The following is a 14,097-nucleotide window of genomic DNA, read 5'->3' as shown; positions in this document are numbered from 1 at the left end:
GTATTTTGGTTATTAAACCGGCTGGAATCCTTTTAGATATTCACTTTTGGTTCGTGCTGCAGCAGGTATTCCTTAATCCTTTTAGCATCCTTGTATTTAGGGCTGTCCTGGATAAATTTAGGGAAAATAGCCCTTACTTCCTGATAGATCAGGTGTGAGAAGGATGACAGCTTATCCTGGCAATTCAGGTAATCTACCGCCTGCAACATCGTCATCACCTGTATAGCCAGTACCTCAAAGGTGTTTTCAATTACCTTCTGGGTCAGCAGCGCGGCGTTGGTACCCATGCTCACAATATCCTGGTTATCATTATTGTTAGGGATACTGTGCACATACATTGGGAACGACAGGGTCTGGTTCTCTGCCACAGTTGAGGTAGCCGTGAACTGGATACCCTGCATACCGAAGTTGAGACCCAGTTTACCCAGGTTCATGAACGGCGGGAACTTGTGATTTAGCTTGTCATTCATCAGGTAGTTCAGCTGCCTTTCAGAAAGCATAGACAGTTTGGTAATCGCAATCTTCACCTTATCCATTTCCAGGGAGATATAATCGCCATGGAAGTTACCACCGTGGAACACGTTCTGCTGGTGGTGATCCACTACCGGGTTGTCACTTACAGAGTTCAGTTCCTGTATTACGATCTGCTCAGCATGTGCCAGCGTATCATATACCGGTCCCAGCACCTGTGGTACACAGCGCAGGGAATAGTACTCCTGTACTTTATCTTTGAAAATCTCTTCTTCCAGTTCTTTATAGAAGTGGTCAGGACGATGCCTGATCATCTTGCTGTCTTTCAGCACGTCGCGCATGGCAGCTGCCACTTTGTTCTGGCCGGCATGTTTCTTTACCGCATTCAGTTCTGCACTCAGGTGATCGTCAAATGCTTCCACGATCTCGTTGATCATAGCAGAAAGGATCAGGCTCCATCCCAGCAGTTTTTTAGCCTGGATGATGTTCACCAGACCAATACCTGTCATGGTAGACGTACCATTGATCACTGCCAGCCCCTCACGTACATGCACACCCATTGGCTTGATGCCGAGTGCTGCATACACTTCTGCTGTCGGGCGCTGCTGGCCTTCATAGACCACCTCACCCTCGCCGATCAGCACCAGCGCAAGGTGAGCCAGCTGAACCAGGTCACCGCTCGCACCTACACCGCCGTGCTCATATACACAAGGAAAAACGTTTTTATTGATCAGGTCTTTCAGTAAGATCACCAGCTCAGGATGTACCCCGGAGTGTGCCTGCATGAAACTGCTGAGGCGCGCGATCATCAGACCTTTGGTCAGTGTTGGATTCAGGTAGTTACCAGCACCCGAGCTATGGCTGCGGATCAGATTGTACTGCAGCTGATGGGTATCGCTTTCGCTGATACGGTATTGTGCCATTGGCCCAAAACCTGTATTGATACCATAGATCAGTTTCTTTGCTGAAAATTGCTGTAAGAATTTAAAATTCTCCTCTACCTGTTGTAAAGCCGCTGTATCAAGGGATAATTCCTCCCCGTTGAACAAAATCCGGTGCACTTCTTCCAAAGAAAGCTCTTTACTTCCTAATACGACCATTGTAGTGTTAAATTAAATTATTTACTTATGTAAAAGAGAGAGCAAAATTAATAAATTCACTCAATTATCCCCCGGGAGCTTAATTCCTTTTTTGGTATTGCCTCAGTTTAATTCTATTCCAGTAAAAAAGCATCTCCGAATCTCACCATGGAGTTCGGAGTACCTGTGGCTGGTTTTAAATCTTATAAACTGAGTCGATATTGCATTCAGGTCACCCTTCCTCCACTTCCGGAGATGGGGCTACTACCAGTACTTTATCAATCCTGTGGGCATCCATGTCAACTATTTCGATGGTAAATCCTCTCCACTCGAACTTCTCTCCCACTTTAGGGATGTGTTCCTGGTGGTGCAGGATAAAGCCGGCCATAGTATCAAATTCCTGCTCGAAATCCGTCATCCAGCCCTCCTTGTCAAACTTGCTGAGGAAGTCGTAGAACGGGATCTGGGCATCTACCAGGTAACTGCCATCTTCACGCTGTACAATTTCCCAGTCATCTTCCTGGCCCGTTTCCGGCATGTCGCCCACGATCGCCTCAAGGATATCGTTCAGGGTGATCATCCCCAGGAATGTACCGTATTCATCTACGATAAAAGCAGCACGGCTTTGGGTTTCCTTAAATTTCTCCAATACCTGGTAAGCAGAGTTGTTCTCAGGAACAAACAGGGGCTTTCTCAGAATTGTGTTCAGGGAATAATTGTTGGAAGCGGCAGCCATGTAGAGATCCTTAATCTTAATGATCCCTACTATATGATCTACCTGTCCTTCGCATACGGGGTACACGGAGTGGGGGCTATCAAAGATCTTCTTCCTCACAACCTCTTTATTATCATGTATATCCAGCCATTCAATGTCTGTCCGGTGGGTCATGAGTGAGGTTATATTCCTGTCACCAAGGTGAAATACACGCTCAATGATCTCCTGCTCAGTTTCTTCTATCGCATCTGATTCTGTGATCAGGGCTTTAATCTCTTCTTCAGTGAGATTATTGTCTGATGGCTTTACATTCAGAATCTTAACCAGCAGACTGGTAGAAGTACCAAGCAGCCAGATAAAAGGATATGTAATTCTGGACAACAGGATCATGGGCCTCGCCACACTCTTGGCAATCCCTTCCGGACGCGCCATACCCAGCCTTTTAGGCAGCAGCTCTCCCAGTACCAGCGTTACATAACTCACTACCACCACGATGATGGTAATGGCAATGCCATTACTGTATGGGCTAAGCAAAGGTGATTTAGAGATAATGTCGACGAGTGTCGCTCTGAGGAATATACCGGATAGAAGTCCAATGGCAATACTTGTCAGGGTAATGCCTACCTGTACTGTGGACAGAAACCTGTCCTGATTGTTTGCAAGCTGTAATGCTGCTTTTGCTTTTTCATCCCCTTTATTGGCAAGGTATTCCAGCCTGGCCTTCCTCGCATATTCCATGGCGATTTCAGCCATGGAGAAGAGACCGTTCAGTAAAATAAGGATGAAGATAATGACGACGACTTCCATATTAAAAGCCTAAAAATAAAGAATTATTCAAATATTAAAGTAAGAAATGCTAAAAGAAGACCTGCCATTATAGCCAACACCTTGCGCTTGCTCAATTCATGATGACGGGTGCCACTCTCGTAGAAAATGGTAGTGGATATATGTAAAAACGCTCCGATCACCAACGCTACCAGGTAAACGATAATGTTTGTGATATACACGGAGTGACTACCCAAAACGGCTGCCAGTATAGCGGCGGCCGGAGTGACAGCCGAAAAGATAAGAAGAATACGCCAAAGTTTGGCGCCGCGCTGATGACTATGCACCATAACCGTGATCAAAGTCATAGCCTCCGGCAGCTTATGCGCAGCTACCCCTATCACCAGCGAAGACAGGGCTGCAGGGTCTGCAAACTGGAAGCCCAGTGGAATCCCCTCCATAAAGGCATGTACGGAAAGCCCCAGCAGCAGCGGGGTAATAGCTACATGATCGTGATCCCCCTGTGGCAAATGGGTATGCCCATGCTCTGCTCCATGTGATAATTGCTGCAATGCCACCTGGAGGAAAAAGCCGGCTACTATATATATACCTGCCTGGTGCCCCAGCTCATGATACACCTCCGGCACCAGGTGCAGAATGGTGATACCAAAAAGACAGGCACCGGACATGGCCAGCAGGTAAATGGGCAGGTTGGGATTTGCCTTCCTGACCACCATCGGAATAATACCACCACCCACTGTAGCGGCAAATATGATGATTAATAAAGCCCAGTTCATGTTGTTAGTTCAGGTTCCAGTCGGATACGGCGCTGGAAAAAGCTACCGCTCATAAATCCTAAAAATATCCCTAGTATGGCACCGCCAGTCACATCAAACGGATAATGTACCCCTACATATACCTGGGCATAGCAGATCGCAATGGCCCAAACGAAAAACAGGGAAGCAAACCATTTGTTGATATGGCGAAAAGTTAAAAAGCAAAAAGTACCCAGCGCAAAATGATTGGCTGCGTGATTGGAAGTAAAACTGCCGCTCTGTGGACAATAACTCACCAGGATCCGTACCGTTCCTGCCAGATCAGGGTTCCGGCAAGGCCTTACCCTGTCAAAAAAGTCCTTGATGTGCAGGCTGCTCTGGTCAGCAAGACCAAAAGTGAGCAGGAAAAATGCAATCCACCAGAATCCCCTCCAGCCAAAATTGATCGTAACAAATACTACCAGGAAGAGATATAATGGTGCCCACATAAAAGGCTCCCTTAGCATGGGAATGAAGGCATCCGTCCATGGCGTGTGCCATTGACCATTGATCAGGTTGAATAACTGATGGTCCAGGTGAAGCAATGCTTGTTTCATGTCTAAGGTTTTGTAGCAATAATGATCAGTCTGGGTGATAATTGCTCATTGTAAGCATTGAAGTGATAGTCACCAAAAGCCTCAGTTATCTGTAAACCCTGACGGGCGAACATTTCCTCGAAGTCAGCCAAAGTATAAGCGCATACACTTTCTGTAAAGGTCACACGCTGCAGGCGGGCACGATCCAGGATATTCATCTGCTTGTGGAAGTGGCCATCTGCCAGCTCACGCTGTATGTCGAAAACCACATCCCCCTTTTCCTTTACTTCGCTGCCTACCAGGTGATCAGCTACGTAAGTACTGTTCAGGTAGTCCAGGACCAGTTTCCCTCCCGGTTTAAGGGCGTTCTTCAGGGTACGGAGCGCATTGTCGTTTTCCCTTTGAGACTCGAAATAGCCAAAACTGGTGAAGAAATTGAATACCAGGTCGAAGTAATTGACCCGGAACGGGAGGCGCATATCGTGCTGGAAAAAGCTCAGGTGATCGTTTTCCAGTTTTTTGGCAATATTGATACTGTTAATAGACAGGTCGATACCTGTAACGAAGTAACCCTTGTCCGCAAGGTAGCGGGAATGACGGCCACGGCCGCAGGCTACATCCAGCATGGTGGCGCTGGCAGGTGGTTGCAGGTATTCCAGCAACTTATCGATAAATGAGGCAGCTTCTTTATTATCCCTGTTGCTGTACAGCAGGTGATAATAGGGAGAATTGAACCAATCTTTGAACCACTGTTTTTGTACTTCCACGTCCGTATCGTTATATGCTTCTATTACCATATCGGGAGTGCAAGATACTAAATATCCGGTTGGTGTTTGCTTTGCAAACGCCAACCGGATATGATAATACAGCAGGGAATCCCCTGCCATTGCTATTTTGCGTTTATTTTCTTGTTGTTAAACATTAAATACCTCGTACTCTCATACATCGCCTTTGCCAGCCTGTCCAGCCCTTTTGCCGTATCCGGCAGCTCCTTCACCACATTTTTAAGCGGATCTTTCGCCTTCAGGTCATATAGCGCCGGATCCCCGGTCTTCATATTTATCTCGTACTGGTATTGATCCCCGATGATGGCCATGTGCGTCATCAGGTTTTTGGAATACACACTCAGCGTATAACGGGTGCGGATCGTAGAATCCAGCATATCCCTGCCCATGGTATAGTTCTTCACCGGCATACCTACCAGCTTTGCCATAGTTGGATATACATCCACCAGGCTCACCGGGTAATTAATCACCCCTGGCTGCACAGCACCCGGCGCATAAATAAAGCAGGTCGCATGCACCCCACCACTTCCCAGTTCATATTCAGGTACCGGCATAAAGTGGTAAGGGTTCAGGTTACAGTTATGGTCACCGAACATGATAAAAATAGTATTGTCCAGGTAGCCGTTTTTCCGTGCCTGGTCTATCAGGTGGCCCACATTGTAATCTTCATAGCGGAGCGCATTGAACTGATCAATAGATACAAAACCGGCATCTTTGAACTTCGCCATGTCAATATCCTGCTCAGTCACCTTTTTAAATCCGCCACCGCCACTGGTTGTTGTATATGGTGGATGATTATCAGCCAGTTGCAGGAAAGCAATGAATGGCTTCTTTCTGTCATTGGCGTTTTTAAACAATTTATCGGCTTCGTTCACCAGGTCATAGTCAGCAATCCCCCATACATCTGCCTTGGGTGCGCTGTACATTCCTTCTTCATATACTTTTACACCTGCCACATTATTGGTAAATACGGCACGTACATTTGCCCAGTTCGTATTCCCACCCAGGAAATAATACTTTTCGTAACCAGTAAACTGGTCCATGATCACCCGCTGGTCTACCATCCGTGGATGACGGCTGGCTGTCTGGGTCACCGTTACATCAGGTACCCCCGTTGTCACACCATATACCGTACGGGCAGTGCTGATAGCCGGCACATAGAAATGTTTAAAGAGGATCCCGCTGTCTGCCAGGGCCTTCATATTCGGTGTAGCCTGCATGGGGTTGCCATACATACTGGTGATACAGGCTCCTGTTGATTCCAGCATCACCAGCACCACGTTCATTTTCTTCTTCTCGTCCGATCCGGGAATCTGCCGCTCAAAGTTCAGGGTATTCACATCCGGGTGGTCAATACCCAGGTAATCCACAATTGTCGGGTATAATTCCTTCGTCTTTTGTTCGTCAAAGGTGTCAGCCTGTACACTCAGGTTCGATACATAGTATAAGATCGGGTTCAATCCCAGGCTGGTGATACCATTGTCTCTGCTAAACATCGCCTGGCTCCAGCGCAGGGGAAAGTAAGCTACATTGCCATAGATACCGGCAGCAAACAGGAGCACAATGCTTGCTGTCCAGCTGGTGTAAGTGCCAGCCTTCAGGTAAACAGCCGGTTCTTTGGAAAGGCGGCGGTACAAACCTTTGAACTGACGGCCCATCAGCCACATAAAGAGGCCAACGGCAATCACGACCCTTACTATGGGATAGGTCTCCCAGAGCATGGTAGCATTATCTCCCCGCTCCCCGTCAGACAGGAAGCGCATTACAGATGGTTCAATCCTGAGCTTCAGGTACGCATAATGCCCCAGGTCAAAGATGTATACCCATACCAGGATGAAGTAAACGATAAACAGGTAGCTGAATACAAGCCTCCTTATCCAGTTTTTTGTAAAAAAGCCATTCCGCCAGATCAGGGCTATGATCAGCAAGGGGGTCATGACGTATAAGGTGAGGCGCAAATCGAACCGCAGACCAAAATTCCAGGCTTTCGCAATGGTTCCACTATCCTGAATCGTTGATTTAAAGAAAAAGAAATAAAAAATCAACCGAAACAGCAGGGTGAATAGGTAGAGGAATATGGCCTGAACAATCACATACCGAATATACTTAGGTATATTCTTCCAAAATGATTTCATGTATTGTGGTACTATTTTTTAAAACTTGAGATTGTTTAAATACTTAACAATTATTTAAACAGGGGGCAAATATACCAAATTCCGCATGTGATGACCGAATGTTAAGTTTAAAATCCCATTAAAAGGTAAAAACCAATAACATAGGTATAAGCCCTGCTGAGCATGGTCAAAGAGGCAAAATTGGTGTAATATTACCTTATATAGATAGTATATTGGAGAGAAAAGAGAGAATTAAGTCATTTGATAATTGCAATTTTTGTACACTTTACAAAAATTGATATTATATACACAAAGCCCTGGAAATATGTAATTTGTCATTTGAGAATTGGAACTTTATCTTTGCCCTTCTCTAATAAAATTGAAATTCGTGGCACTGATCAAATCGATTTCTGGTATTCGCGGAACTATCGGAGGAAAACCCGGCGAAGGGCTTTCTCCTCTTGATGTAGTAAAATTTACTGCAGCATTCGGGACCTGGCTCACACAACAATCCGACAACAAAAAAGTAGTTATTGGCCGTGACGGACGTATCTCCGGCGAAATGGTCAAACAACTGGTTGTTGCCACCCTGAATGGATTAGGATTGGACGTGGTAGACCTCGACCTTTCCACTACCCCTACAGTAGAAATTGCGGTAAAACAGGAAAATGCTGCCGGTGGTATCATCCTGACTGCCAGCCATAATCCAAAGGAATGGAACGCCCTGAAGCTGCTGAACAGCGATGGCGAATTCATTTCCGGCGAGGATGGCGCAGTCGTACTGGACCTCGCAGCCCGCGAAGACTTTACCTTTGCTGATGTCAACAAGCTGGGAAGTTATGAAAGGAACGATTCCTATATGCAAAAGCATATAGATCTGGTCCTGAATTACCCGCTCGTAGACGTTGCGGCTATAAAAGCACGCAACTTTAAAGTAGTGGTGGATGCGGTAAATTCTACTGGTGCTATCTTCATCCCGGCTTTACTAAAGGCCCTGGGCGTGGAGGATGTAACAGTAATGTTTGGTGAAGTGAATGGCCGGTTCAGTCACAACCCGGAACCTTTGCCGGAGAACCTGACTGCGCTGAGCAACGAAGTAAACAAGTCACATGCTGATCTGGGTATCGCCGTAGATCCGGACGTAGATCGTCTTTGTTTTGTTTGCGAAGATGGCAGCATGTTCGGTGAAGAGTATACCCTGGTAGCGGTTGCTGACTATATACTGAAACACAGGAAAGGTAACACCGTTTCTAACCTGTCTTCTACCCAGGCACTGAAAGATGTAACCCTGAAAGCCGGTGGTGAATATCACCCGTCTGCTGTAGGAGAGGTGAATGTGGTAAGGAAGATGAAAGAGGTGAACGCGGTGATCGGCGGTGAAGGTAACGGTGGTATCATCGTTCCGGACCTGCACTATGGTCGCGATGCACTGATCGGTATTGGTTTGTTCCTGAGCCATGTGGCACAGACTAAGAAGAACCTGAAGGCTATCAGAAATAGTTATCCTGATTACTTCATCTCAAAGAATAAGATTGAGCTGGATAAAGGTGTGGATGTAAAAACCATCTTTGAAAAGATCAAAGGTAAGTATAAGAACCAGCCGGTTAATACTGAAGATGGTCTGAAGATCGAATTTGAGAAGGACTGGGTACACCTGAGAACTTCTAATACGGAGCCGATTATCAGGATTTATTCTGAAAGCCAGAATGAAACCACTGCTGATAATATCGCAAAAAGGATCATGCAGGATATCAGGGAATTTATGCATTAATGTAAATCCCGCTTTGTAAAAAAACGCTTTTGCCTACGGCAGAAGCGTTTTTTTTGGTGCCTATGCCTTAAGAAATTGGTACTGTTTTAATAAAAAAAGTTGGACATTTGTACCCGCCAATGGCGACTTATCAGATCAAAAACCACCTAACCACCTTGAAAAGAATATATTTTGACAACGCAGCGACCACGCCGCTTGACCAGGATGTGCTGGATGTGATGCTGCCTTTCATGACGGAAAAGTTTGGAAATCCTTCTTCCATCTATTCCTATGGCCGTGAGTCACGCCTGGCCGTAGAAAACGCGCGCAAGTCAGTAGCCAAAATACTGAATGCCCATCCGGGAGAGATCTTCTTTACTTCAGGCGGCACGGAATCCAGTAATACCGCCATCAGCGCAGCCATCCATAACCTCGGCTGCCGGCACATCATCAGTTCTGAAATAGAACACCACGCTACCCTCCACTCTGTAGAGCACCTGCATGTTCGCGACAATATAAAGCTGAGTAATGTAAAACTGCTCTCCAATGGACATGTAGATATGAACCACCTCCGGGAACTGCTCTCCACCTCCAAAGAACGCTGCCTGGTCACCCTAATGCATGCTAACAATGAGATCGGTAACCTGTTGGATCTGCATGCTGTGGGTAACCTCTGCAAGGAGTTTGATGCTATCTTCCATTCTGATACTGTGCAGACAGTAGGGCACTACCCTTTTGACCTGCGTAATACCCCTGTGCACTTTATCAACGGTTCCGGCCATAAGTTCCACGGACCTAAAGGCGTAGGTATTCTTTATATCAATGAGAATGTGAAGATCAGCCCTTACATTCATGGCGGTTCACAGGAAAGGAATATGAGAGCGGGCACAGAAAACCTGTATGGCATCGTCGGCTTTGCCAAAGCATTGGAACTGGTGACCGCCCATCAGGCAGAACATGAGCACTACATCAATGGTCTCCGTATGTATATGGCAGAAAAGCTGAAAGCGGAGATCCCGGGTGTAAGTTTCAATGGCGATCTGTATGGTCGTAGCCTGTATACTGTGCTGAACGTAGGTTTCCCTAAAACAGAGAAGAGCGAGATGCTGCTGTTCAACCTGGATATTAATGGGATCTGCGCCTCCGGTGGCAGCGCCTGTACATCCGGTGCAGATGCCGGTTCCCATGTGATCCGTGCCATTAGCAGCAACCCGAATATGATTGCAGTGAGGTTCTCTTTTAGCAAATACAATACGAAAGAGGAAGTGGACCTGGTGGTCGCAAAACTGAAAGAAATCATCTAAAAAGATCAGAAAAAAGGCCCGGGCTTGTAGCCCGGGCCTTTTAATTAGCTGTTTCTGTTGATCACATCATAAAACTTCTCCCTATACCCATCACTGATCGGGATACTCTGATTCGCAATCATCACCGTATTCTTCTCCACAGAATTAATCTTATTTAAAGACACCACATAAGAGCGGTGTACCCGGATAAACTTGTCCGAAGGCAATCTTGTCTCAAACGACTTTAAACTACGCAAAGTCAGTACCGGCTGAAAAGGTGTATAGATCTTCGTATAATCTTTCAGGGCTTCTATGAAGAGAATATCCTCCAGGTTGATCTTGATGATCTTATACTCTGTCTTAATGAAGATATAATCGTTCACATGGTTGTTATTGTTGTCATTATTCTTCTGCTGCGACATGGTCTGCAGCTCCAGCGCCTTGGTGGCAGCTCTCAGGAAGCGTTCAAATGGTACCGGCTTTAGCAGGTAATCCACTACTTCCAGGTCAAAACCTTCCAGCGCATATTCCCCGTATGCAGTCGTGAATACCACCATAGGCGGGTATTTCAGCGACTTCATAAACTGGATACCCGTAATGTCAGGCATTTTAATATCCAGGAATAACAGATCTACCCGCTCCTCCTGTAAAAAGCGTAATGCCTCAGCAGCATTTTCAAATGTAGCCACCAGCTGAAGAAAAGGTACTTTCTTCGCAAAGTCTGTTATAATTTCCAATGCCAGTGGTTCATCATCCACCGCTATACACCTGATCATTTTTCAGCTCGATTTTAAGATCAACAATAAATTGGTTTTCAGCTTCTGTTATTTCAAGCTCGTGGTCTTCAGTATAAAGCAAATCCAGTCTCTTTTTCACGTTTTGTAAACCGATGCCCCCTTTTTCGGCGACCCGCTGCTTGAAAACGGCATTTTCTACCACCAGTCGTACCTGGTTCCTTTCAATTGCTACCGCAATAGCAATGAAAGAAGGCTCAGCATAGCTGATGCCGTGCTTAAATGCGTTCTCTACAAATGGCACCAGGAGCATGGGTTCAATACGCAATCCTGCCGGACTGCCCTGTACTGCATATTCCACGACGATATCCTCAGGTAGCCTAAGTCTCTGAATATCAATATAATCTTCCAGATATTGCAGTTCCTGTTGTAGCTGTACCTTGTCCTCATTGGACTCATAAATCATGTACCGCATGATGGTCGAGAGCTTAATAATAGCATGCTCGGTTTGTACGGAATGTTTATGCGCCAGTGAGTAGATAGTGTTTAGACAGTTAAAAAGGAAGTGAGGATTAATCTGAGACTTTAAAAATTTTAATTCAGCGTTTAAATTCTCCAGTTTAAGGGCTTCACGCTGCTGTTCAGACTTAAACCATTCCTGGGCAATCTTGATAAATCCACTCATAAAAAGCATGAGCAGGGCAGCAAAAACCGTTTTCCGCAGTATTTCCGGGAACAAAATATAGTCTACAAAGGTTGGGATCTTTCCATCTACAGCCCCATCGTCGAAGGCCAGGGGAGGTCTCTCCCTGAAATCTACCCCGCCGTTCGGGCGCTCATGATAATAAGGGTACATAGGCGGGGGCATTCGTGGCTCCGGCCCCGGCTGATGCAACGCCATGTCCTCTTTCGCATACACTTTCCAGAATACATATTCGGATACTGCCTGCTGTACAATCACGAAAATGAGTGACAATAACACAAAAGACAGGTAGTACGCAATCTTTTTAACCGTAAAAAAGCGGGGAATGAGAAAGTAGAAATTGAGGTAAAATACACCTATCAGGAAGAGGTTATCCACAATTTCGCGTGCGAAAAACCATGGATGCTGAATCCTGATCCTATAGATAAAAAAGGGAAAGAACAGGAAACAGGTCCATACTGCAATATGCAAACCAATATTGAACAGTCGGTTCCTATAGAGTTGTTTTAAATTTATCATGTGCCTAAAAGCGTGATAAACTTACACTCAATTCCTGTAAAATCTGCTAAGTGTGCTGAAAAGAATCGTTAAAATTTTGGGGATAGGAATACCCATGTGGCCAGATACAGTACTGCGGCCAGTATTAATATAAGGTTTCATATGTCTGCAAAACTGATACGAGGTGTCAGCCTGCGTTGTTTTTTAAGGAAAACCGGCCTGCGGAACAAGCCGGTTTTCTTCAAAGGTGCTTATTCCACACCTGCAATATGCATTTCCAACAGCTCCCGACGGGTAATATCCGGGAAAGCCGTATGTTGAGTTCTCATCTTTTCAGCCATATTCTCTCCCACCTTCAGTGCATCCTCCTTTGTCGCAAATGATTTACGACCTAAGATCACCGGAATGAGATCCTGGTGGATCCGGGTTTTGGGTCCGATCTTAATATCGAAACCCCAACCACCTCCATCCACCTGAAAAGGCACTACCGTAATGTCCCCTTCGGGCATTACGGTAGTGCTTATAGTATCTGTGCTTTTAAGTTTGCTATCGCCGGAATGGCCTTTGTTCTCCTTACAGGCAACAACCCCAGTAGCTAATAAAGCTACGAGCGCTATTTGCTTAGTTGTCATTCGTATCGTTTTCTGCATTTGGATCGAACTGACGGAGATCATCCAGCCCAGTGCTGCTATTAGATCCTGTAGCTACAAAACCCTTTCCTTTTACGGAGAAACCTACTGCACCGGTACGGCTGGTACCATCAAATGCAGTCTTTTCACTCCAACGGTCAGTTACCGGATCATATTCCCAGGTATTCTGTACAGTACCAGTTGCTAAGTAAGCTTTGTTGTTGATAACGAAAGCAACAGCCTGTGAACGTGCAATGGTAGTATAGTCATCATCATAAGAGTAGTCAGTTGCATTCCTGATCTGGCTCTTCTCTCTCCACACGTCTTTGGATTTGTCATAAACGTACATGTAGTAAGCACTGGTGCTACCAGAACCGATACCGGATACCACATATGCGCTATCATTGATAACGAAAGAAACAGCGTTCTTTCTCTTATCCTTCATTGAAGTGATAGCATCCCACTTGTTGTGAACCGGGTCAAATCTGAAGAAGTCAGCAACGATCGTATTACCATCACCAGTTACACCTGTACCTACATAACCGCTATCACCCAGTGCAAAACCAACTGCATAGTAACGGGAAGAACCAGGGAAATCAGCTTTCGGAGTCCAGGCATTGGCACCCGGATCGTAACACCAGGTATCAGCCAGGGAATTGTGTGCACTATCCTCACCAGTTGTTACATACCCTTTACCACCAGCCGCAAATGCAGATGCACCGGTACGGCCCAGGTTTCTGAAAGGATCTGTAGGATCCTGCAAAGATGCTACTACAGACCAGTTGTCCTTGCTTGCATCGTATTTATAGAAAGTACTTAATTTTGCACCTTTGTGTGGTCCTCCAAAACCAGTTCCTACATACGCTGTATCCCCGATTACGAAAGCCACAGCTTCATATCTTGCATCACCAGCGTAATCAGCCCTTTTTATCCAGTTACCCAGCTTGGTTGAATCACTGCTCGATGAACAGGAGGCTAACATCAAGACGGTTGCTAATCCCAGAAAACATACATTTAAATAGCGCATAGATAATTTTTACTTTTTTAATAGCTGCCAAAATTATCTGCCTTTGTTTTGGCTTAATCATCAAATAGACTATTCGGGTGGTTTTACCAGACGAATCAAACAATTTTATCTACCAACAGGATTTTTCGCTTACCAAAATGGCTACTACCCCAGCAGTAGTACAGAGATTTCCATTAAGCGTTCGTCGATAAAA

General features: G+C 45.6%; 12 protein-coding genes. 2 read left to right on the top strand and 10 right to left on the bottom strand.

Going from position 1 to position 14,097, the window contains the following annotated elements; translation table 11 throughout:
* Positions 1 to 32 precede the first annotated feature (32 nt).
* The 6 genes from U0033_RS27135 to U0033_RS27110 all read right to left on the bottom strand — a co-directional run bounded on the left by U0033_RS27135 (position 33) and on the right by U0033_RS27110 (position 7,301).
* Positions 33 to 1,571, bottom strand: coding sequence for an HAL/PAL/TAL family ammonia-lyase (locus U0033_RS27135; RefSeq protein WP_072360047.1), 1,539 nt, complete (start codon positions 1,569 to 1,571; stop codon positions 33 to 35).
* A 211-nt stretch (positions 1,572 to 1,782) separates the two neighbouring features.
* The gene (locus U0033_RS27130) at positions 1,783 to 3,072 is read right to left on the bottom strand and encodes a hemolysin family protein (protein ID WP_072360049.1); all 1,290 of its coding nucleotides are present in this window, start codon (positions 3,070 to 3,072) and stop codon (positions 1,783 to 1,785) included.
* A 23-nt stretch (positions 3,073 to 3,095) separates the two neighbouring features.
* Positions 3,096 to 3,827 carry a ZIP family metal transporter gene (locus U0033_RS27125; RefSeq protein ID WP_072360051.1) on the bottom strand — a complete coding sequence of 244 codons (732 nt, stop codon included), beginning with the start codon at positions 3,825 to 3,827 and terminating at the stop codon, positions 3,096 to 3,098.
* A complete protein-coding gene (locus tag U0033_RS27120) occupies positions 3,824 to 4,402 on the bottom strand; it encodes a phosphatase PAP2 family protein (RefSeq protein ID WP_072360053.1) in 579 nt (192 codons plus the stop codon). The genes U0033_RS27125 and U0033_RS27120 overlap by 4 nt, the downstream gene beginning before the upstream one ends.
* 2 nt (positions 4,403 to 4,404) lie before the next feature.
* Positions 4,405 to 5,268: a class I SAM-dependent methyltransferase gene (locus U0033_RS27115; RefSeq protein WP_245801757.1), complete on the bottom strand. Its 864-nt coding sequence runs from the start codon at positions 5,266 to 5,268 to the stop codon at positions 4,405 to 4,407.
* A gap of 2 nt (positions 5,269 to 5,270) precedes the next feature.
* Positions 5,271 to 7,301, bottom strand: a complete 2,031-nt coding sequence (locus U0033_RS27110) for an LTA synthase family protein (RefSeq protein WP_072360055.1) — start codon at positions 7,299 to 7,301, stop codon at positions 5,271 to 5,273.
* 367 nt (positions 7,302 to 7,668) lie between these two features.
* Between U0033_RS27110 and glmM the strand changes: the two genes are divergently transcribed.
* Entirely contained in the window at positions 7,669 to 9,051 is a 1,383-nt protein-coding gene (glmM, locus tag U0033_RS27105; protein WP_072360287.1) for a phosphoglucosamine mutase, read from the top strand.
* Positions 9,052 to 9,206: 155 nt separating this feature from the next.
* Positions 9,207 to 10,334, top strand: a complete 1,128-nt coding sequence (locus tag U0033_RS27100; protein WP_083571506.1) for a cysteine desulfurase family protein — start codon at positions 9,207 to 9,209, stop codon at positions 10,332 to 10,334.
* Positions 10,335 to 10,378: 44 nt separating this feature from the next.
* Here U0033_RS27100 and U0033_RS27095 read toward each other — a convergent pair whose 3' ends face one another.
* From U0033_RS27095 to U0033_RS27080, 4 genes are all read right to left on the bottom strand, one after another.
* Entirely contained in the window at positions 10,379 to 11,089 is a 711-nt protein-coding gene (locus U0033_RS27095) for a LytR/AlgR family response regulator transcription factor (RefSeq protein ID WP_072360059.1), read from the bottom strand.
* Positions 11,064 to 12,269 (bottom strand): sensor histidine kinase, encoded by a 1,206-nt coding sequence (locus U0033_RS27090; protein ID WP_072360061.1) that lies wholly within the window; start codon positions 12,267 to 12,269, stop codon positions 11,064 to 11,066. Before U0033_RS27090 ends, U0033_RS27095 begins: the two co-directional genes overlap by 26 nt.
* Positions 12,270 to 12,499: 230 nt before the next feature.
* A complete protein-coding gene (locus tag U0033_RS27085; RefSeq protein ID WP_072360063.1) occupies positions 12,500 to 12,880 on the bottom strand; it encodes a DUF4907 domain-containing protein in 381 nt (126 codons plus the stop codon).
* On the bottom strand, positions 12,870 to 13,904 hold the full coding sequence (locus U0033_RS27080; protein ID WP_072360065.1) for a Kelch repeat-containing protein: 1,035 nt from the start codon (positions 13,902 to 13,904) through the stop codon (positions 12,870 to 12,872). The genes U0033_RS27085 and U0033_RS27080 overlap by 11 nt, the downstream gene beginning before the upstream one ends.
* Between the last annotated feature and the right edge of the window lie 193 nt (positions 13,905 to 14,097).

Source organism: Chitinophaga sancti, assembly GCF_034424315.1.
GTDB lineage: Bacteria > Bacteroidota > Bacteroidia > Chitinophagales > Chitinophagaceae > Chitinophaga > Chitinophaga sancti.
Note: the sequence above shows the minus strand (reverse complement) of the source record. Positions and strands in the feature narration are given on the sequence as shown.

Excerpts from the sequence above, each read along its gene's own strand:
- U0033_RS27135 (WP_072360047.1), bottom strand. The coding sequence starts at position 1,571 with ATGGTCGTATTAGGAAGTAAAGAGCTTTCTTTGGAAGAAGTGCACCGG.
- U0033_RS27130 (WP_072360049.1), bottom strand. The coding sequence starts at position 3,072 with ATGGAAGTCGTCGTCATTATCTTCATCCTTATTTTACTGAACGGTCTC.
- U0033_RS27125 (WP_072360051.1), bottom strand. The coding sequence starts at position 3,827 with ATGAACTGGGCTTTATTAATCATCATATTTGCCGCTACAGTGGGTGGT.
- U0033_RS27120 (WP_072360053.1), bottom strand. The coding sequence starts at position 4,402 with ATGAAACAAGCATTGCTTCACCTGGACCATCAGTTATTCAACCTGATC.
- U0033_RS27115 (WP_245801757.1), bottom strand. The coding sequence starts at position 5,268 with ATGGCAGGGGATTCCCTGCTGTATTATCATATCCGGTTGGCGTTTGCA.
- U0033_RS27110 (WP_072360055.1), bottom strand. The coding sequence starts at position 7,301 with ATGAAATCATTTTGGAAGAATATACCTAAGTATATTCGGTATGTGATT.
- U0033_RS27095 (WP_072360059.1), bottom strand. The coding sequence starts at position 11,089 with ATGATCAGGTGTATAGCGGTGGATGATGAACCACTGGCATTGGAAATT.
- U0033_RS27090 (WP_072360061.1), bottom strand. The coding sequence starts at position 12,269 with ATGATAAATTTAAAACAACTCTATAGGAACCGACTGTTCAATATTGGT.
- U0033_RS27085 (WP_072360063.1), bottom strand. The coding sequence starts at position 12,880 with ATGACAACTAAGCAAATAGCGCTCGTAGCTTTATTAGCTACTGGGGTT.
- U0033_RS27080 (WP_072360065.1), bottom strand. The coding sequence starts at position 13,904 with ATGCGCTATTTAAATGTATGTTTTCTGGGATTAGCAACCGTCTTGATG.